The following is a 20,257-nucleotide window of genomic DNA, read 5'->3' as shown; positions in this document are numbered from 1 at the left end:
CAGTGACCACCGCCGAGCCGACACGCGCCGACCGCGCGGACTTCGTTCCGGACCCCGCCGCGGGGTCCACCCCGGGCTCCACCCCGACGTCTTCTCCGGCCCCGACCGGGGCCCGTACCCCGGACCCCACCCAGGCACGTACCGCGGCCCTCACCCAGACCGGCACTCCGGCCTCCGTCCCGGGCTCCGCCCCGGCCTCCACCTCGGACACCGATGACTCCGTCTCCGACGCCGACGCGTCTCCCGATTCGCTCCCGCGAATAGTGCTCCCGGCACAGCGACCCGCCCCGAAGGCGGAAACCCGGGCGAGCACGACCCCGGTCACGGCCCCTACGGCGACCCCGACGGCTCCGCGCCGGAAACGCCGCTACACGGTCATGGCCGCCACCGGCCTCGCCGCCGTCACCCACATCCTGTGGTTCTTCTTCTTCGCGAACAGCGGCGGGGATCTGGCGGCGCAGGACGCGTGGGCCGAGTTCGTCGGCCGGCACCCGGACTCGGCGTACAACCTGGCCTGGTACGGCGGGATGCATCCGGTCTCGTACAGCGTCGTGTCGCCGTACCTGATGTCGGTGCTCGGCGTGCGCAGCACGATGATGGTCGCGGGGACCCTGTCGGCGGCGCTGACCGCGCTGATCCTGGTACGGGTACGGGCCGTCCGCAATCCGCTGGCCTGCTCGGTCGCGGCGGTCTTCGCCTTCCTCTGCAACGCCCTGTCGGGGCGGGTGACGTTCGGCCTCGGCATGATGTTCGCGCTGGGCGCGGTCGCGGCGGTCTTCTGCTGGCCGCACCGCTGGCGGCGCAAGCGCTGGGCGAAGGCGGTGGTCGCGGCGCCGCTGGCGGGACTGGCGACGGCGTGCAGCCCGGTCGCGGGCCTCTTCCTGGGGGTCGCGGCGGCGGCGCTGTTCCTGAACGGCCGGCGCCCGGGGGCGTACGCGCTCGGGCTGGCCCCGGTGGCGGTCGTCGCGCTCTCCTCCTGGCTGTTCCCCTTCTCGGGCACGCAGCCCATGTCCTTCGGGTCGACGGCGCTGCCGCTGCTGTTCGGGGTGCTGGTGTTCCTGCTGGTCCCGAGGGACTGGCGGACGGTCCGCACGGGCGCGGCGGTGTACACGGTCGGCACGCTGCTGACCTGGCTGATCGACTCGCAGATCGGCTCGAACATCTCGCGGCTCCCGATGCTCTTCGCGGGCGTCGTGCTGCTCGCGGCGCTGCCGTACACGAAGCCGCGCTCGCGCCGCTGGTACGCGCTGCTGCTGGCCTTCGTGGGGCTGAACTTCTGGATCGGCTTCAAGGGCGTCGACGACGTGATCCGCACCGCCCCGGACGCCTCCTGGGCGCGGGAGGTCGCACCGCTCATCAACCAGCTCCAGGTGCGGGGCGCGGGCAAGGCCAGGGTCGAGGTCGTCCCGGCCTCCAGCCACCGCGAGTCCTCGGCTCTCAGCCCGTACATCAACCTGGCGCGCGGCTGGAACCGGCAGGCCGACATGGAGCGGAACCCGCTCTTCTACGACGACACCCTGAACGCGGTGAACTACGAGGAATGGCTCGACCGCTGGGCCGTCCACTACGTGGTCCTGCCGACCGGGGCCCCGGACTCGGGCGCCCAGCAGGAGGCGGAACTCGTCGACGAGGGCCTGCCGTACCTGAAGCAGGTCTGGTCGGACGAGAACTGGCGGCTGTACGAGGTCGAGAACCCTACGCCCCTCGCGGACCCGCCGGCCGAGGTGCAGAGCGCGGAGGAGAGCGAGGTCGTGATCCGGGTCGACAGGCCTGGCCGGGTCCTCATCCGCGTCCCGTACTCGCCGTGGCTGGCGCTGGTGGACGAGAACGGCGGCAAGATCGAGGCCCCGCAGGAGACGGAGGCCTCGAAACTGGCCCGCGAGGAGTCGGAGACGGACCTCCCGAAGGTCTTCGCGAACGAACAGGGCTGCCTGTTCAAGACGGAGGCGGACGCGGAGGGCGACGAATGGACGGAACTGATCGCCCCGAAGGCGGGCGTCTACCGCTTGGCGGCCCCTTACAAGCTCTCGCGGGGCACGGCGTGCCCGGAGGAACTGCGCTGAAGGGTGTCACCCCGCTCCCTCGCCTCAGGCGGAGCGTGGTCGGCCGGATGATTCCCCCGCGCTCAAGCCCGGCGGTTCTGTGCCCCCATGACCGGGTCACGCTCCCGTCCCGGCCGCTCAGGAAGCGGCCCGGTCGTCCCTGACCGCTGCCGTTGATGTCGGCCGTGGATGCCGAAGGGCACCTACCGAGATCGGTAGGTGCCCTTCGGCCACGTGCCCCCGGCAGGATTCGAACCTGCGACACCCGCTTTAGGAGTGGGATCGAATCCGTGCCGGACGGTTCCAGACCGTGCCGCGCGGTGCTGTTCTGCATGATCAGCGCCGCGTGACGCGGGACCTGATCCTGTATGTGATGCCTCGTGCTGACCCGTCCGCTCACGCATCGCGCACGCATTCAGCTCACCTCGCCGGCAAGCCTTTCGCCAGTACAGCCATCCGTCGACCAGCCGACTGGTTCCCTGGCGGCTGCGGACCACCCGCCAAGCGCCAACGAGCTGCGGTGCCACCGGTCTGACTGACGGTCGCCGGTTGGGCACGTCACACTTCGACTCCGCCACCTGGCTCGTCATGAGAGGGACACCTTCCCGCCATTACGAAGTTGCTTCCGGTCAAGATTCCCCGCTTTCACCGGAAGCATGGCTTCCGTCACAGACGGTTTCCAGGAATGCCCATCGAATGGCCCCGGCAAACACTCCAAGCCCAGGGGGGGCAGAACTCATGACGCGCACCTCGCAGGTACGTGCCGTGCTGATCGCGGCGCTGGCAGTGACCACACTCGTCGGCACCATCACCTCGGCCAACGCCAAGGGCACTCAACCCAAGAGCAGAGACGCCTACGCCACGAATCCGAACGATCCGGGGCTCATCGAGCTGTACTCCACTCCGGAGCCCGGGCAGATAGGGCCCCTGAACTGGGACGGAGCGATCGGCGGCTGGGGGCCGGGAAACTTCGAGTCCCGCCACTGGGCCGACAACGACTACACGGAGATCCAGTTCATCGGGTGCACGATGTTCGGGGCAACCGGCAAGTCCGCCGGCGTGAAGCTCTGGCAGTCAATTCCCCTCAGCTTCGACAAGGACATGGGGATGCAGACCTACTACAACTGCTTCACCGGTCCGGATGCCAGCACGCGAGCCTGGTGGAACGTCTACTACGCCAACGGAGACGACCGGTACTTCACGATCCCGCAGCTCAACGGTTCCGAGTACACCAGAGCGACGATCTCCGTGAAGAGGGTCTACGTCGACACGGCGCTGGCCGACTGACGAGCGGCCGGTGTCGACCGACGACTCCGGCCGAACCGCACACATGGGCCGGGAGGGCTGTTCGGCCTCCCGGCCCGTCCCCCATGCGAGATCGGTACCCCTGTGAAGTTCCGAGCCCTCCTGCGCTCCTCCTCCGCCCTCTGGACCGCGCCGGTCTGGGGAGGCATCGTCGCCTTCTACTTCTTCTACGCTCTGCATCTCCATGACTCGTACGAGGAGGTCATCACCGGGCCGCTCTGGGTCGCCCAGCAGGTGGCCATCGCCCTGGAGTACTTCTACGCCTTCGCGTACGCCATCACCCTCGGCCTCGCGACCTGGGAGGGCGGGCGGCTCAAGCAGGATCGGGTGTGGGACCTCGCTCCCAGCCGGGCCCGATGGCGCGTGGCCGGACAGGCACTCGGACCTGCCGTCGGGGCCGGCTGGGCGATCCTGCTGCTGCCCTTCACCATGCGCCTGATCGAGACCCGGCTCCTGCCCACGCCGACCGCCGTGCTCCCTCTCCTCATGGGGATGGGCATCGTGTGCGCGTACGCCGTGGTCGGCTTCGTCCTCGGGCACCTCGCCCCGCGCGTGATCGCCGCACCTTTCGGCGCCGTCGCCACGTTCTACATGATCAGCAAGACGTCCGCGTACAGCGATCCGATCTGGCCCCGGCATGTCTCGGGGCAGCTCAGCACGAGCGTCGCCTTCGGTGAGTACTTCTCCGCTCCCACCGTCCTGATCCCCTTCCTCGTCGCCGCCGCCGTGGCCGCCGCCGTCGCCGCCTGGTGGAGCCGCGGCCCCCGTCGTCTGCCGCTACGGATCCTCGCGACCGCCGTGGCTCTCGCGACCCTTGTCCTGAGCGCGCGGACGGCCTCCGGCTGGGGCGTCGTCGACGGTCCGGTCAGCGCGGGGCACGCGCCCGCCCGCTGCGTCGGGACCGCGCCCCGGGTCTGCATGGCCGAGACGGGCGGCGCGGTCGAGCGGCTCGACGACGTACGGGCCGAGGTCACCGGCTCCCTGGAGAAGCTCCGAGCTGCGGGTGTCGACGTCACCGTGCCGTCCACTGTCACCGACGGTCTGCTGTACGAGCGTTCCCGCACCCGCCCCCGCTCGACCACCTCCACCTGGTGGCTGCCGCTGACCACCCAGGCGGAGACGGCGGGGCCCGACGGCCGCATCGCGGGCATCCGCTACGCCGTCCTGCTCAGCTCCGTCACCTTCCCCTGCTCCTTCCCCGCCACGATCACTCCCGGCACGCCCACCGCCTGGATCGTCAACCGCGACGCCGCGATGCTCTGGGCCGCGTACACCGTCGACGCCCAGGACCCCTACCTCCGCTGGCGTTCCGGCGAGTACGCGCAGTTCGCGAACGGAGCCGAGGTCCTGGCGAAGGTGAAGGAACGCGCCGCGAAGGGCCGAGCACTGCCCACCGCCGCACAGCGCACGGCCTGGTTCGAGCAGGAGCAGGCGAAGGCGTGCCGTGGCATGCCGAAGCGGCCGGCCGGCGTCCCTGCCGCGACCGGCCCCCAGGGGGAGGACTCGTGATCTGGTGGTACAAGGGACGCCGCCTCACCACGGTCGTCCTGCCCGGCCTTCTCGCGTTCACGCTGCTCGCCGTCGTCGCCCACGGAGAGTCGGTGGCCCTGCCCGGACTGATCAGTTCGGGCGGAAACCTCCTCTTCCTCATGCACCTGACGCCGCTGATCGTGACAGGCACCCTCGCGCACAGCCTCGCCCAACGACTGCCCGAGGCCGAGGACCTGAGCGTGCGCCCCATCCGGCGGTACGACGTGACCCTCGCCCTCTTCACGGTCGCCGCGGCGGTGTCGGCCGCCGGGACCATCGGCGCGCTCGCGGACTCCCCGACGGCGTACGAAGCCGGCCGGAACACACTGTTCCTGACCGGGCTCATGCTGTTCGCGGGAGCCGTACACCCGCAGGCCGCGACCGTCGCCCCCGTCGCGTGGGTCTTCATCGCCGCCTTCGTCGGCTACCGCGACTTCCACCGCCCCTGGCCCTGGGCCGTCACCCTGCATCCCGCCGGCTACGCACCCACGTTCCTCTTCTGCCTGGCGGTCTTCCTCTGCGGCCTGATCGCGCTCCACCGCACCCGCCGCCGACCCACCTCCTGAAAGGCCCGCCAGCCCCGTGTCCATCGAACTCGACGCCGTCTCCTACGCGTACGGGCGCCGCTCGCGCAGCATCCTCTCCGGGCTCAGCTACACGGTCCCCGACGGCTTCACGATCCTTCTCGGCCCCAACGGAGCCGGAAAGACGACCACGTTGAAGCTGGCCGCCGGGGTGAACCAGCCGAGCCGGGGGTCGGTACGGCTCGGGCGTCTGTCCTCCGACTCCAGGGCGTACCGCACGAAGGTGGCCTGGATGCCGCAGACCGTCACCGCCATGACCGGCCTCACCGCCCGCGAGCAGGTCGCGTACACGGGATGGCTGAAGGGGATGAGCCGCCGGGCCGCCTGGGACGCCTCCACAGGTGCGCTGGAACAGGTCCGGATGACCGAGCACGCCGACATGAAGACCAAGCGGCTCTCCGGCGGTCAGCTGCGCCGTGTCGGTGTCGCCTCCGCCTTGGTCCACGGAGCCGAGGTCCTGCTCCTCGACGAGCCGACGGCCGGTATGGACCCGACCCAGCGCCGTGTCTTCCGCGACCTCGTCATCGGGCTCGCCTCCCGGGAGGTGCGGGTCCTTCTCTCGACGCACGACGTGGCCGACCTGGCCGAGGAGGCGGACCACGTCACCGCCCTCACCCGGGGCACGATCACCTTCTCCGGCACCACCGGCGCCTTCCTCGCACACGCCCCCGCACACGTACCGGAGGCCCGCCGGGCCGAAGTCGCCTACACGGCCCTGACAGGGGACGGGGTCGCTGACTAGTCTCGTCTTCCGCGCGGAGCGTGTACCGGCCCTTCACCCGCGTGGCAGCCTCAGCCAGCCTCCGTGTGATCCGGCTCCACGACGCCCGGCACGGTACGGCGGCACTGCTCACCGCGGCCGGGGTGGCGCCCCGCGTCGTGATGGAGATCCTCGGGCACAGGCAGATCAGCATCACCATGGATGTGAATACCCACGTCGTCCAGGACACCCAGCGTGAGGCCATCAGTCACATGGACCGGCTGCTCAGGAAGCGGCCCGGTCGTCCCTGACCACTGCCGTTGATGTCGGCCGTGGATGCCGAAGGGCACCTACCGAGATCGGTAGGTGCCCTTCGGCCATGTGCCCCCGGCAGGATTCGAACCTGCGACACCCGCTTTAGGAGAGCGGTGCTCTATCCCCTGAGCTACGAAGGCGTGACCGCGGACAGCCTAGCGGATCGGGGTTGGGGAGGTCGCATCCGTTACCGGGATGTGGGTTCGGGCGTGGTCAGGTCCTCGTCGGAGAGGAGGGGCAGCAGCCTGGCGCCCGGAGCCGCTCAAGAGCCTCGGGGCCGTACTGTCCGCCGCCGGGCAGGACGCCCGCCCCCGTGCCGTGGTCCCCCCGCCCGCGCACCCGGGCCGGTCGCGCCGAGGCGTGTGTGCGCTCGCCTTGGCGTTCGAAGCCCCTTGGGTATGGTGGCCGGTGGGGCAACAGTGACGAAGGGGGAATGATGTCGTTCGACGAGGAATGGACCCAGGTCCGGGAGGGCTCGGCCGTCCAGCAGGACTCCGCGATGAGACTGAACTCCGCGGCGGCATCCCCCGGGGGCGGTTCCGGGCAGCCGGATCTGCGGACGAACGATCCGGGCAAGGCCGCCGCGGTGAAGGCCCTGGAGACGCGCATCCAGCCCGACACCCAGAAGGCGGGCGTCGTGGCGGACGAGTCCACTGGTGCGGCCCGGACCACCTTCGCCTCCTGGGCGACCAGCGCCGGTCTCAAGAGCGCGCACGAGCAGTGGGCGATGCAGGTCAAGTCGCTCCAGGCCCGGCTGGACGCCGACAAGTCCGCCCTGCAGGGCACCCGCAGCGGATTCACCGGGTTCGACAACGGGCTGCAGCAGCAGTGGCTGCTCCTCCAGCCACCGGCCGCCGGCGGACCGCAGGGCCCGTTCGCCCCGTAGCCCGCGCGGTCCGGAAGCAGCCCCGTAAGCCCGATCCCGTACAGACAGGTAACCCCCGGGGGACCCCATGCTGACCTACCAGGACGTCGTCACGATCGATCTCGCCCCGCTCACCACCGCCGCCGGCAAGTGGGACGAGATGGCGACGAGTCTCCACACGCTGGAGACCGACTACAAGGATTCCGTGCAGTCCGTCGCCGAGGACGGTGTCTGGCTCGGGTTCAGCGCGAACTCCGCTTCCGGGCAGTTCTCCGGGACCCGTCAGCAGTACGCCGCCGCGCAGGTCGAGGCCAAGGCCATCGCCTCGCTGCTCCGGGACGCGCACACCCAGTTCGTGACGCTGGTCAAGGCCGTCAAGGACGTCGTCGTCCAGGCCCAGGCGGACGAGATGATCGTCGACGGCCAGGGGAAGGCGGCCTGGGACTCCAGCAAGTACAAGACCTCCCGCAACGATCCGGACTACCCGGAGTTCCAGCGCAAGCGGAACCAGGCCTCCGAGGACTGGACGCGGCGGATCGACGCCGCCGTGAAGGCCGTCGACGACGCCGACCAGGGTGCCAAGCTGGCCCTGGTCCAGGCGGCCGGCGGGAACAAGGGCGTCATCCCTGGCCTGGCCAACCAGCAGTACGGCTTCAACGCCACCGCCGTCGGTGACATCGAGCTCTACGAGGCCCAGAAGGCCCAGGACATCGCCACCCGCATCAACAGCGGCGAGAAGGTGTCCGCCGCCGACTACGCCGAGCTGAACCGTTCCTTCCGCGACAACGCCGGCAACAAGGAGTTCAGCCAGACCTTCCTGGCCGGGCTCGGCACCGACGGGACCATCAAGCTCTCCGACAAGCTGAACAACAAGGACCACCAGGACCTGGAGCGGGGCCTGGCCAACACGGTGGCCGGCGCGACCCAGGTGCCGGGCAGTGTCTCCGACATGCCCCCGGGGTCGAAGAAGTTCAACGAGTGGCTGAACAGCCCCGACGGGAAGTTCTACAAGGACTGGACCGAGAGCCTCGACAAGACCGGCGTCAAGAACTACGGCTCCAACACCCAGCCGCTGCACGGCTACCAGTCGTTCGTCAGCATGATGCAGCACGCCGACACCGACTTCGACGACCAGTTCCTCTACCAGCTCGGCGACGACCTGATCGCCGCCGAGAAGGAGCACGAGGGCATCTTCACCAAGTGGGGCGGCGGCTGGGAGAAGAGGGGCATCGAGAGCGACCCGATCGACGGCCTCCTCGGTGTGATGAGCAAGAACCCGGACGCCGCGACCGCGTTCTTCGACCCGCAGGGCAACGGGCCGGCCGGCGACCACGTCGGCAACAACCACCTGACGTACCTCCTCGGCAGCGGCGACGGCTCCCGCGACTGGCCCGACAACGTCATCACCGGCTACGGCGTCACCACCTACGACGACTACACCAGCCGCATCGGCCTCGGCGCGGCCCTCGAAGCGGCGACCACCGGCCGGGAGCCCGGCGCGCCCGGCGCCGCCTTCGACCAGCACTCGGAGTCCCAGGCCCGGGTGATGCAGGAGACCATCACCGTCCTCGACAAGGGCGGCAAGGGCGACGCGATCGAGCAGAACCTCAAGGTCCCGCTGGGCCGCGCCCTCGCCGACTACACCATGGACACCCACGCCATCCTCAGCGGCACCGAGAAGAGCAGCCCCGAGGGCGGCTCCGGGATCAACGCGAACGGCGAGGACTCCAGCATCACCAACAGCAAGCACAGCCTGCTCCGGGTGATGCGCGGGGTGTCCGACGCCGCGTACGGGACGACTCCCGGCGGCGAGCCCGTCCTCGTCTACGACCTGCTGTACGAGAACGAGAAGCGCTACTCGGCCGAGTACCTGGCCACCGCACGGCCCGCCGTGGACGGCCAGCAGAACAACGTCGTCGGCGACTGGGACAACAAGGCCCGGGACGTCGGCGAGGTGTACGGGGCGATGACCGCGATCGGGTCGGACATGATCCTCGACGACCGCGACACCAAGATCGGCAACCTCAACGACGCCATGCGCTACACGTACCACGGTGTCGGTGGCCTCTTCACCCAGATCCCGGTGGTGGGCGACCCGATCCAGCGCATGATCGACGCGGCCACCTACGAGTACTCCAAGGACGTCGCGTCCGCGGCGGAGGACGTGGCCAGGTCCAAGGACAGCACCGCGACCTCCGCCGGAGTCGGCGGCACGAACGCGCTCATCGACGCCTGGGGCGGCACCCGCGGCGTCCAGGGCACCGAGGCGCACGCCCACGCCAGGGGCGAGGCGGAGCAGAGCTTCATCACCGGCCGCGAGGACGCCTACTCGGCCCTGCGGACGAGGAAGTGAGATGGCGGAAGGAAGCGGCCGGGCGGCGCCCGGACGGAGGGTCCTCGCACCCGTCGTGGCGCTCGGCGTCCTGGCGGTGGGCGCGGTGGGCGCGCACCTCTGGCTGAACACCGACCTCCTCTCGGGCGACGAGGTGTGCGGGGGCCTGGTGTCCACCGACGCGGCCGACGCCGTCTTCCCGTCGTCCGGCCGGGTCTCCGACCGCGACGGGCTGGACGAACGGCCGGGCGACCGGCTCGCGTTCAGCTGCACCGTCGAGAGCTCGTCGTTCCTGCCGGGCTCGGACACCGCGCACATCCGCGTCTCGGCCGGCCGTGAGCGCGGCGACTTCCCCTTCACCGACGACGGCCGCTGGCCGAACCCGGCCACCGTGTCGTTCTTCTCCGGCGGCGCCACGGGCGCGGTCGGCGGGGTCGGCGCGGACCACGGCTGGGTCCTGCTGCCCGCGGACTGTACGACGCAGGCCGGGCCGGCCGTCGTCGAGGGGTACGCCCCCGAGGGCTCCGACCCCGTCGAGCTCGCCCGGCTCCTGACCGACGTGGCCACCAGGGCGGCCGAACGGGCCGGGTGCCTGACCGGCGGGCCCCTCGTGGCTCCCGCCGCCCTGACGGCGTCCCCGGAACCCCGGCCGGTCGAGGACGGGGCGGTGTGCGGGATCGAGGGGCTCGGGTTCCCGGGACCGGGCGGCCGGACCCCGGAGGGGAAGGGTGCGGTGGAGGAGACCGTGACCGGCGTCCCGGGGGAGGGCGGTCGTCCCACCTGGGCCTGTGAGGTGGAGGGGTACGCCACCTACGCCGTGACCCGGGAGCCCCGGATCGTCGAGGGCATCCGCGCCTCGACCGGGTTCGAGGAACAGCCCGAGGTGGCGGGGCGCCCGGTCTCGGGCTTCGACCTCCGGCACGTGGTCGCCGACTGCGCGGGCGTTCCGACGTACTTCTCCCTGGGGTTCGGCCGGAGCTACCTGGACGCCGTCGGCTCGCCCGGCACCCCCCGCACGCAGGATCTCTTCGATGACTTCGTCCGATCCGCAGGCAAGCGGCTCGGCTGTTCCGCCCCGACCTCCTGAGGACACGACACGTGACGTACGTACGACCCCGCCTGCCCCGACGGCACCTTCGCCAGGGCCTGCTGATCGCCGCCGCCCTGACCACGGCGGCCCTGGTGACCGGCTGCCAGAGCGACACCGGCAGCGGTGCGGCGGCGCCGCTGAGCCTCGGCGGGCTGACCGGCACCGCCGACAAGATGCCCGACGGCGGCGCGAGCACCTGCCCGCTGCCGTACGACATGGCCGCGGCGGCGAAGGCGGCGGGCCTGGAGGGGGCCGTCGGCCCGGGGCCGGTGAAGGCGGACGGCGATCCCGTCGCCACGGCCGAGGGCGGCAAGCGGGCGAAGCCCGGGGAGCCGCTGGCCGAGAACCCGGGTGTCCTGGTGAGCTGCACCTTCCACATCGGGAAGGACGACGTGGAGGTGCACACCGTCGCCACCGGCAAGCCGCAGGCGCTGGCCCCGCTCGCCCCCGTGATCCAGCGGCTGTCCGGGGCGTCCGTCGACGAGCTGGTCGCCTATCTGAAGCAGGCCGGTGGGGCGGAGGCCGGGAAGGCGGTCGTCACCGGCAGCGGCAACGTCGCCGCCGTGCGGCTGAAGCTCGACGGCGACGGCGATGCCTCCCTCCTGGTCGGCCTCGGGGAGGCGGGGGCCGGCTCCCCGGACCGTACGAAGCAGGCCGGCGACCTCGCCGGAGCCCTGGCCGGTCAACTGCCTTAGGGCCTAGGCGGGCCTGGTCCGGGCGGGGGCGGACTCCCGGAGGGTCCTGCGGGTCAGGGTGGCTGCCACGAGGGAGAGGATCGCGGCGGCCAGGACCGCCGTCATGGCCGCCGTGCCGCCCCGGTGCTCGACCACCGCGCCGACGACGATCGGGGCCATGGAGGCCGCCGCCGTCGCGGAGAGGGCGACGACGCTGATGACCCGGCCCTGGATGTGGGCCGGGGTGGTCGCGGCGATCCGGCCGAAGAGGATCGAGTTGACCGCGGGGGCCAGGAACAGGCCCGTGGCCAGCGGGGCCACCATCGCCAGGCTGCCGTTGAGGACGGTGCTCGCCGCCAGCAGGACCACCAGGGCCGTCAGGGCGGTGAGCAGCAGGCGGTGGAAGGGCAGGAGCCGCTGGATGCGGGCCGCGAAGAGGGCGCCGAGGAGGCCGCCGATCGCGATGCAGCCCTGCGCGATGCCGAGGGCCCGGGGGCTGTGGCCGCTCTCGGTGAGGGTCAGGACGGAGGCGAACTGGGCGCCCGTGAGGGCGAAGTTGACCGGCGCGGCCATCAGGATCACCGCGCGCAGGAAGGGGCTCGCGACGACGTGCCGGAGGCCTTCCAGCATGTCGTGCCGCAGCGAGGCCTTCTTCGCGGCGCCCTCCCCCTGCTCCTGCTCCCGCTTGGGGTCGGCGGGCCTGCGGATGAAGGAGACCGCCAGGAACGACAGCAGGTAGCTGAGGGCGTCGAAGAGGAACGGGACCGAGCGGCCGAACGCGTACAGGAAGCCGCCCAGCGGCGGGCCGGCCAGGGAGGCTCCGTACGAGCGGGCCTCGTTGCTCGCGAAGGCCTCGGGGAGCTGCGAGCGGGGGACGAGCTGGCTGACGATCGACGTCTCGGCCGCGCCGAAGAGGACGTCGAGGACGGCGGCGGCCCCGGCGACCGCGAAGATCACCGAGAGGGGAGCGCTGTCGAGCAGGATCGCCGTGGCGAGGGCCGCGAAGAGGACCGCCCGGCCCGCGTCGCAGACCTGCATGACGCGCTTCCTGTTCCAGCGGTCGGCGAACGCGCCGGCCGGGAGCTGGAAGGTGACCCGGATGACCGCCTGGAGGGTGCCGAGGGCACCGGCCTGCACGGCGGAGCCGTTCAGGGCCAGGACGAGCAGGGGGAACGCGAGGACGGAGACGGCGGTGCCGAGCTGGGAGACGGTCTGGCCGCCCCAGAGCAGCGTGAAGTCCCTGTTCTTGCGCAGGGGCTTCGTGTCGTCGAGCTCCGTCGGCTCCGCTGCGGTTGCCGCCTCCGCGGTCATGGGTCCCCCTCGTGCGTCGGTGTGTGGTGCGTCGGTGTGTGGTGCCTGGTGTCGGGCGGGTGCGGTGGTCGTGGTTCTGCGGTCCGGTCCGGTTCGGTTCGGTCCGCCCGGTCCGGCTCAGCCTCAGGCTGGGTTCGGTCCGCCCGGTCCGGCTCAGCCTCAGGCTCAGGCGAACGGGTGGGTGAGGACGACCACTTCGACCGCCTCCGCCTCCGGCGGTCGTGTGTCCGGGTCCCGCAGGCGGTCCCGGTAGCGCATCACCAGCGCGTCGATGTCCGCGCGGAGTTCGGCCGCCTCGTCCGGGGTGACCCACCAGACCGTGTGGGCCCGCTCGGCTCCGTGGTCGTGCGCGCGGTGCCGGTCCAGCTGGCGTTCCAGGGTCATGTCGCCGAGGTGCCGGGCCGCCACCGCGTGCTCCCTGGCCTCGGTGGTGCCGTCGGGCGCGTCGTTCTCCAGGGACCAGCCGAGCCGGGTGATGCGCCAGGGGCGCGAGCGGCCGGGCATGGGGCCCGCCTCCTCCACGAAGCCGTACTTGGCGAGCTGGCGGAGGTGGAAGGAGCAGGTGGTGGGGGTCTCGTCGATCAGTTCGCCGGCCTGGGTCGCCGTCAGTGCCCCCCGGAGCGTGAGGACCTCGATGAGGGCGAGCCGTACGGGGTGGGAGAGCGCCCGCATGGAGGCCGGATCGGTGAGGCGGCGAGGTGATCGCTCGGGGGTTTCGTTCGGCTGCTGCATGTAATGAGAGTGTTCTCTCGATAGAAGTCTGTCAATAGGGCGGGGCAGCTCTCGGGGCATCCGGACAGCGGGGTGCGTCGGTATCCGGCCACACCTGCCCATCTGGGCCGATATCTGTTGACCCATTGACGTGAACATCTCTAGAGTTCCCCGTGGCCTGCGCGAATTCCTGGGGGGGAGTCGAGAACCGTGGTGCAATCCGGACCAGGACCAAGAGTCGAGTACCGCGTTCTCAGCCCACTCGAAGCCACCGTCGACTCCACCCCGCTCAATCTCGGCGGCATCCGCCAGCAGACCGTGCTGGCCACCCTCCTCCTCGACGCCAACCGCGTCGTCGGCGTCGACCGGCTCGTCCGAGCCGTCTACGAGGAGGCCCCGCCGGCCACCGCCCGCGCCCAGCTCCAGATCAGCGTCTCCGCCCTCCGTCGCCTCTTCGGCAACCACGGGGTCTCCGACGTCATCACCACCCACCCGCAGGGCTACATGGTCCGCGCCGCCGACGAGAACCTCGACGCCCTCCACTTCCGCGGACTCGTCGGCAGGGCGCGCAGGCTCCGCGACGCCGGGCAGCGGGAGGAGGCCGCCGCCACGTACCGCCAGGCGCTCGGGCTCTGGCGCGGGGTCGCCCTCGAAGGGATGTACAGCGAGGTCGTCCGCTCCGGCGCGGGCAAGCTCACCGAGCAGCGGACCGCCGCCGCCGAGGAGTGCATCCAGCTGGAGCTGGCACTCGGCAAACACAGCGCGCTCGTCGGCGAACTCCTCGGCCTCGTGGACGAGTTCCCGCTCCGTGAGCGGCTGCGCGGACAGCTCATGCTGGCGCTCTACCGCTCCGGGCGACAGGCCGAGGCCCTCCAGGTCTACCGGGACACCCGCCAGTGGATGATCGACGAACTCGGTGTCGAACCCGACCCGCGCCTCAAACGCCTCGAACACTCCATCCTCGCCACGGACCCCCGGCTCGACCTCCCCGGCACCCGCAAGGCCGCCGCCCCCGAGGCCCCGGAGACCGCCACCGCGGCAGCCGCTCCCGCCGCGCCCGTACCGGAGATGCTCCCCGCCGACATCGCCGACTTCACCGGCCGTGACGACCTGGTCGCCGGCATCAGGGAACGGCTGCTGCTCTGCTCCCACGACCAGTCCCGGCTGGCCGTGCCGATCGTCTCCATCGTCGGCAAGGCCGGTGTCGGCAAGACCGCGATGGCCGTCCACGTGGCCCACGAGGTCGCCGCCGAGTTCCCCGGCGGGCAGCTCTTCGCCGACCTGCACGGCGGCGCCCCCGACATGGTCGGCCCCGCCCAGATCCTCGAACGCTTCCTCCGCGCCCTCGGCGTCAGCGGCACCGCCATCCCCGACGGCCTGGAGGAACGGGCCGAGATGTACCGCGCGCTGCTCGCCGAGCGCCGCATGCTGATCGTCCTCGACAACGTCGCCGGCGAGAGCCAGATCAAACCGCTCCTGCCGGGCAAGCCCACCTCGGCGGTCATCGTCACCAGCCGCCGCCACATCGGGAGCCTCGCCGGAGCCGTCCGCGTCGACGTCACCACCTTCGGGCCCGCGCAGTCCGCCGAACTCCTCGGCCGCATCACCGGTGCCGAACGTGTCGAGGCCGAACCCGAGGCCACCGCCGACCTCGCCGAACTCTGCGGCCACCTCCCGCTCGCTCTGCGCATCGCGGGCGCCCGGCTCGCCGCCCGCCCCCACTGGGAGGTCGCGGAGCTGGTCGAGCGCCTGGAGGACGAGACCCGCAGGCTCGACGAGCTGAACTACGCGGACGTCGGCATCCGGGCCAGCCTCTCCCTCACGTACGACAGCGTGAGCGAGGACGCCCGGCGGCTCTTCCGCCGGCTGGCCGTCGTCGAGGAGGGCCCGTTCTCCGCGTGGACCGGCATGGCGCTGCTCGACCTCTCCGAGGCGCCGGTACGGGACCTGATCGACGAACTCTCCGACGCACAGCTCGTGGACACCGCGGGAACCGCGACCGGCCGCCACTCCCAGTACCAACTGCACAACCTCATCCGGGTCTTCGCCCGCGAACGGCTCGCCGACGAGGAGACCGTGGAGGCGCGCGAGGCCGCCCTGACCCGGGTGCTCGGCTGCTTCCTCTTCCTGATGACCGAGGCACGGCACCGCGAGTACGGGCAGGACGTGCTGATCCGCAGCCATGACGTGCCCCTTCATCCGCTGCCCGACAGAACCGTGGACCGCATCCTGGCCGAGCCCCTCCAGTGGTTCTCCCGGGAGCGCCAGATGCTGCTCCCGAGCGTCCGGCAGGCCGCCATGATGGGGCTCACCGCGCACTGCTGGGGTCTCGCCGTCACCGCGGTGACGTTCCTGGAGACCCATGTACGGCTCGACGACTGGCGCGACACCCACGAGGTCGCCCTCGCCGCCGCCCGCAAGGGCGGTGACCTGCTCGGCCAGGCCGCCACGCTCCAGTCCCTCGGTTCGCTCGCCGTGACGAAGCAGAACTTCGCCGCAGCCGAGACCCACTTCCGGCGCTCCGCCGAGATCTTCGACGGCATCGGTGACGCGCTCGGCTCCGCCCTCGCCGCCCGCGGCCTGGGCTACCTCGCCCGGCTGCACGGCCGTGCCGAGGAGGCGACCGCCCACTACGAGGCGGCCCTCAAGGTCTTCCGCGAGAGTGACGGCACCGTCGCCGTCGCCTACGTCCTGCACAACCTCGCCCAGCTCAGGCTGGGCAGCGGCGACGAGGACGCCGCCGGGCCGCTCCTCGACGAGGCCCTCCGGCTCAGCCGGGAGGGCCGTGGCCGCCGCGTCGAGGCGCAGGTGCTGCACCGGATGGGCCAGACCCGCCTGGAGCGCGGCGAGTACGACGAGGCCCTGGAGGCCTTCACCCAGGTCCACGAGGTGGTCCGGCTCATCGGCGACCACACCGGCGAGGCGTACGCCCTGCACGGCATCGGCTCCGCCCGGTTCCGCCGGGGCGAGACCGCCGAGGCCGCCGACGCGCTGCACCGCGCCCTCGTCCTCGCCGAGGCCTCCGACGAACGCCTCGTCATGGGCCGGACCCTGGTGACGCTCGGCGAACTGGCGCTCGCCACCGGGGAGCCGGGCCTGGCCGTGGCCCATCTGACGCGGGTGCTGCCGATGTTCCGGCAGATGGAGACCCCCGCCCAGGAGGCCGGCGCGCTGGTCCTGCTGCACGCCGCCCACGTGGTGGCCGGCGACCCCGAGGCAGCGGGACGGGCCCTGGCCGACGTACGGGAGCTGACGGCCACGATGGCCCCCGAGGCGGCGGGCCGCGTCCTCGCCCGCCTCACGGAGACGGCGGACCGGGACGCGGTGGCCGCGGCGGGCTGAGCCGGTGACGGGCCGGCCCGTGGGGGCCGGCGCGACGGTCGTGGCGGTCACGACGGGCTCAGGACCGCCGCGTACCGGTGGGGCGAGAAGGTGAGCGTCACCCGGTGTCCCGCCCCCTCCTCCGAGGCGCGGAAGGTGGCCGTCACCTCGGGATACCCGGGGGTCATACCCAGGCCGGCGAAGTACCGGTCGACGTCGAAGACGATCCGGTAGACCCCCCGGTGCCCGCCCGCGTGGCCCCATTCTTCGATCCGGCCCTCCTCGTCCGTCCTGCGCTCGGCGAGCAGCACCCACTCGTTGTCGAGGAGCGATTCGAGGCGGGCGTTCAACCCGACGGCGCTGCGTCCGTGGGCGCTCTCCAGTGCTTCCGCGATGACGTTCAGCATGCTCAACCCACCTGCTCGTTCTCGTTCTCAGGGGTCCGGGACGGGGTGAGGAAGGCACGGAGCACCTTCGCGACCTTCTCGATGGCGGGCAGCTCCGTCATCATCGCCCCGTGGTCGCCGGGCGTCCGCTCCACCACGGGCGCGGTGGTGTGGAGCGCCTGCCAGTGGCCGAGGTACTCGGCGAGGTCGCGCTCGTTCGCGACGGAACCCTCCTGGCTGAAGGCGACCTCGTCGCTCACGAACAGCACGGCGGGGGCGGCCGACACCTCGGGCCGGTGGCCGAGCAGGGCGTCGAGGAGCAGACCGAGGGTCTCGTACGGCAGCCACTCGTCGAGTCCGACCGAGTCCGCCGGCACCTCCAGGGGGCCGGTGAGCGAGCGGAGTTCGGCCTCCAGGGCAGCTCTGCTCTCCGGATCTGCGTCCTGGCCGCGCGCCCACAGTTCCGCCGCCCGGCGGTACAGCTCGACGCCGGGCCGCAGCCGCTGCTCCAGGCGCGGGCCGTGGACGGGCGGTTCCACCAGGAAGACCGTGGCGGTCTCGGCCGCTCCCTGGCGGGCGATCTCATGGGCGACGACACCGCCGAGCGACCAGCCGAGGATGTGGTAGGGCCCTTCGGGCTGTACGGACTTGACGGCCTGCCAGTACCGCTCGGCGATGGCCCGGATGTCCCGCAGCGGCAGTTCGGAGCGGTCCATGCCGACGGCCTGGATGCCGTACGTGGTGCAGTCGGCGCGCAGCAGACGGGCGAGCTGCCCGTAGGCGTTCGGGGTGCCGCCGCTGGCGTGGACGCAGAACACGGTCGGGAGCGCGGGGTCGGCCGGGCCGGCCGACAGCTTGTAGACGAGGGGGTCGGAGCCGTCCTGCCCGGAGCTGTGGAGCCCGGTGAGGTCGGTCCCGGCCCCGAGGGCGGCGGCCAGTTCGGCGGCGGTCTGCCACTGCATGATCTGCCGCACGGTCACGTCCAGGCCGGCGTTCCGCAGGCGCTTCGCGGCCTTGGTGGCGAGGAGGGAGTGGCCGCCGAGGTCGAAGAAGTTGTCGTGGATGCCGAGGGGGGTGTTGAGGGTTTCGGCCCAGATCGTGGTGATGGTGGTCTCGGTGGGGGTGCGGGGCGGGGTGTGGCTGGTGGTGTTGCCGGTGGTGGGGGTGGGGGCGGGGAGGGCGCGGCGGTCGACCTTGCCGTTGGGGGTGGTGGGGAGTTTGGCGAGGTGGACGAAGTGGTTGGGGACCATGTAGTCGGGGAGGTGGGTGCGGCAGTGGGCGCGGAGGTCGCTGGAGGTGTGGGGGGTGTTGGTGGGGGTCGTGTAGTAGGCGGTGAGCCGCTTGTCGCCGGGGGTGTCCTCTCGGACGGTGACGGTGGTGAGGTTGATGTGGGGGTGGTTGGTCAGGGTGGCCTCGATCTCTCCGAGCTCGATGCGCAGGCCACGGATCTTGACCTGGTTGTCGATCCGCCCCAGGTACTCGATGGTCCCGTCGGGGAGCCAGCGGACGAGGTCGCCGGTGCGGTAGGCGCGGGTGGGCTCGGCCGTGTGGTGGGTGGTGGTGAAGCGGTCGGTGGTGAGCTCGGGGCGGTTGAGGTAGCCGCGGGCGAGGCCGGGGCCGGTGATCCACAGCTCGCCGGGGACGCCGATGGGGGCCAGGCCGCCGTGCCGGTCCACGACAAGGTTGCCGGTGTTGGAGATCGGCCGGCCGATCGGCATGGTCGTCATGTCCGGCCGGTTCTCGTCCACCACGAAGCAGGTCGCGAAGACGGTCGCCTCGGTGGGCCCGTATCCGTTGATCAGGGTGCCGGGGGCGTACGGCCCCGACACCAGGGCGTCGGCGACCGCGCGGTCCACGGCCTCACCGCCGTACATCACCGTCTTCATCCCGGCCACCAGGTCCGGCCGCTCGGACACGTGCTGGTTGAACAGCGGGGCCGTCAGCCAGGCGACCGTCACCCGGTCCCGGCGGAACGCCGCGGCGAGCGCGTCGGAGTCGGACAGCTCCTCCTTGTCCACGACGGCGAGCGCCGCGCCCGTGATGAGGGCGCCCCAGCACTCGTACGTGAACACGTCGAAGCAGTAGTTGCACGTCTGCGAGACGACGTCCTCGGCGCCGATCGTGTTGAACCAGTTGTTGATCAGCAGCCGGCAGACGGAGCGGTGCTCGATCTGCACGCCCTTCGGGGTGCCCGTGGAGCCGGAGGTGTAGATGACGTACGCGAGGTCCCGGGGCCCGGTCGGGGTGACCGGGTCGTGTGCGGGGAACGCGTCGAAGTCGAACCGGTCGAGGGCGAGCAGCGGCGTGGGGGTGTGGTCGAGGCGGCCGGTGAGCCCCGAGTGGGTGAGGACGAGCGGGGTCTCGCTCTCCTCCAGCATGAAGGCCAGCCGGGAGGCCGGGGTGTCGGGGTCCAGCGGGACGTACGCGCCACCGGCCTTGATCACCGCGAGCAGCGCGGTGATCATGTCGACCCCGCGGTCCAGGCAGAGCGCGACGAGGGTGTCGGTGGTGACGCCCCGGTCGATGAGGTGGTGGGCGAGCCGGTTGGCCCGCTCGTTGAGCTGCCGGTAGGTGAGGGTCGCGTCGTGGTGGACGACGGCGAGGGCGTCCGGGGTGAGCGCGGCCCGCTGCTCGAAGAGGCGGTGGACGGTGGTGTCGTCGGCGTAGTCGACGGTGGTGTCGTTGAAGTCGTCGAGGATCTGGTGCTGTTCGGCCGGGGTGAGCAGCTGGACGTCGCCGACGCGGCGCTCGGGGTCGCGGCAGACGTCGGCGAGGGCGGTGAGGAAGTGACCGGTCAGCCGCTCGATCGTCTCCGTGTCGAAGAGCTCCGTCGCGAAGGTCGCCTCACCGGACAGGGTTCCGTCCGACTCCTCCGTCAGGAAGACGGAGACGTCGAACTTCGAGGTCCGCCCCGAGGTCTGGAGCAGTTCGACCGTCGTCCCCGGCAGGCTCCAGTCCTGCACCGGCAGGTTCTGCAGGGCGAACATCGACTGGATCAGCGGGTTGCGGCTGAGGTCGCGGTCGGGGGTGAGGTCTTCGACGAGGCGTTCGAAGGGGAGGTCCTGGTGGGCGTAGGCGTCGAGGGTGGTCT

14 protein-coding genes, 1 tRNA gene and 1 pseudogene are annotated in these 20,257 nt (G+C 71.5%); 11 read left to right on the top strand and 5 right to left on the bottom strand.

Features of this window, described 5'->3' with window-relative positions; translation table 11 throughout:
- Nucleotides 1–377 precede the first annotated feature (377 nt).
- From ABT154_RS27390 to ABT154_RS27365, 6 genes and pseudogenes are all read left to right on the top strand, one after another.
- The gene (locus tag ABT154_RS27390; RefSeq protein ID WP_351860061.1) at nt 378–2,063 is read left to right on the top strand and encodes a DUF8823 domain-containing protein; all 1,686 of its coding nucleotides are present in this window, start codon (nt 378–380) and stop codon (nt 2,061–2,063) included.
- Nucleotides 2,064–2,780: 717 nt separating this feature from the next.
- Nucleotides 2,781–3,329 carry a hypothetical protein gene (locus tag ABT154_RS27385; protein WP_351860060.1) on the top strand — a complete coding sequence of 183 codons (549 nt, stop codon included), beginning with the start codon at nt 2,781–2,783 and terminating at the stop codon, nt 3,327–3,329.
- Between the two features lie 102 nt (nt 3,330–3,431).
- Entirely contained in the window at nt 3,432–4,856 is a 1,425-nt protein-coding gene (locus ABT154_RS27380; protein ID WP_351860058.1) for a hypothetical protein, read from the top strand.
- Nucleotides 4,853–5,443, top strand: a complete 591-nt coding sequence (locus ABT154_RS27375) for a hypothetical protein (RefSeq protein ID WP_351860056.1) — start codon at nt 4,853–4,855, stop codon at nt 5,441–5,443. Before ABT154_RS27380 ends, ABT154_RS27375 begins: the two co-directional genes overlap by 4 nt.
- Nucleotides 5,444–5,459: 16 nt before the next feature.
- The gene (locus tag ABT154_RS27370) at nt 5,460–6,203 is read left to right on the top strand and encodes an ABC transporter ATP-binding protein (protein ID WP_351860054.1); all 744 of its coding nucleotides are present in this window, start codon (nt 5,460–5,462) and stop codon (nt 6,201–6,203) included.
- 14 nt (nt 6,204–6,217) lie between these two features.
- A pseudogene (locus tag ABT154_RS27365) lies at nt 6,218–6,472 on the top strand (tyrosine-type recombinase/integrase); the annotation flags it as partial.
- Between the two features lie 71 nt (nt 6,473–6,543).
- Here the strand turns inward: ABT154_RS27365 and ABT154_RS27360 are convergent.
- Nucleotides 6,544–6,616, bottom strand: a tRNA-Arg gene (locus ABT154_RS27360).
- Between the two features lie 296 nt (nt 6,617–6,912).
- Between ABT154_RS27360 and ABT154_RS27355 the strand changes: the two genes are divergently transcribed.
- From ABT154_RS27355 to ABT154_RS27340, 4 genes are all read left to right on the top strand, one after another.
- Entirely contained in the window at nt 6,913–7,362 is a 450-nt protein-coding gene (locus tag ABT154_RS27355) for a hypothetical protein (RefSeq protein WP_351860052.1), read from the top strand.
- Between the two features lie 67 nt (nt 7,363–7,429).
- On the top strand, nt 7,430–9,694 hold the full coding sequence (locus ABT154_RS27350; RefSeq protein ID WP_351860050.1) for a DUF6571 family protein: 2,265 nt from the start codon (nt 7,430–7,432) through the stop codon (nt 9,692–9,694).
- A gap of 1 nt (nt 9,695) precedes the next feature.
- Nucleotides 9,696–10,760 (top strand): hypothetical protein, encoded by a 1,065-nt coding sequence (locus ABT154_RS27345; RefSeq protein WP_351860048.1) that lies wholly within the window; start codon nt 9,696–9,698, stop codon nt 10,758–10,760.
- A gap of 11 nt (nt 10,761–10,771) precedes the next feature.
- Nucleotides 10,772–11,458, top strand: coding sequence for a hypothetical protein (locus tag ABT154_RS27340; RefSeq protein ID WP_351860047.1), 687 nt, complete (start codon nt 10,772–10,774; stop codon nt 11,456–11,458).
- Between the two features lie 3 nt (nt 11,459–11,461).
- Here ABT154_RS27340 and ABT154_RS27335 read toward each other — a convergent pair whose 3' ends face one another.
- Nucleotides 11,462–12,748 carry an MFS transporter gene (locus ABT154_RS27335; protein ID WP_351860045.1) on the bottom strand — a complete coding sequence of 429 codons (1,287 nt, stop codon included), beginning with the start codon at nt 12,746–12,748 and terminating at the stop codon, nt 11,462–11,464.
- 165 nt (nt 12,749–12,913) lie between these two features.
- Complete coding sequence (locus ABT154_RS27330) at nt 12,914–13,480, bottom strand: helix-turn-helix domain-containing protein (protein WP_351860043.1); 567 nt, start codon at nt 13,478–13,480, stop codon at nt 12,914–12,916.
- Between the two features lie 189 nt (nt 13,481–13,669).
- Between ABT154_RS27330 and ABT154_RS27325 the strand changes: the two genes are divergently transcribed.
- Nucleotides 13,670–16,801 (top strand): AfsR/SARP family transcriptional regulator, encoded by a 3,132-nt coding sequence (locus ABT154_RS27325; protein ID WP_351860041.1) that lies wholly within the window; start codon nt 13,670–13,672, stop codon nt 16,799–16,801.
- A 47-nt stretch (nt 16,802–16,848) separates the two neighbouring features.
- Here the strand turns inward: ABT154_RS27325 and ABT154_RS27320 are convergent, their stop codons facing one another.
- Complete coding sequence (locus ABT154_RS27320; protein ID WP_351860039.1) at nt 16,849–17,187, bottom strand: hydroxyisourate hydrolase; 339 nt, start codon at nt 17,185–17,187, stop codon at nt 16,849–16,851.
- A gap of 2 nt (nt 17,188–17,189) precedes the next feature.
- Nucleotides 17,190–20,257 (bottom strand): non-ribosomal peptide synthetase (locus tag ABT154_RS27315; protein WP_351860037.1); only part of this gene is annotated, 3,068 nt, incomplete at its 5' end.

The sequence above is a fragment of the Streptomyces sp. NPDC001728 genome (assembly GCF_040297565.1).
Classification (GTDB): Bacteria; Actinomycetota; Actinomycetes; order Streptomycetales; family Streptomycetaceae; genus Streptomyces.
This window is presented reverse-complemented; position numbering and strand designations above follow the sequence as displayed.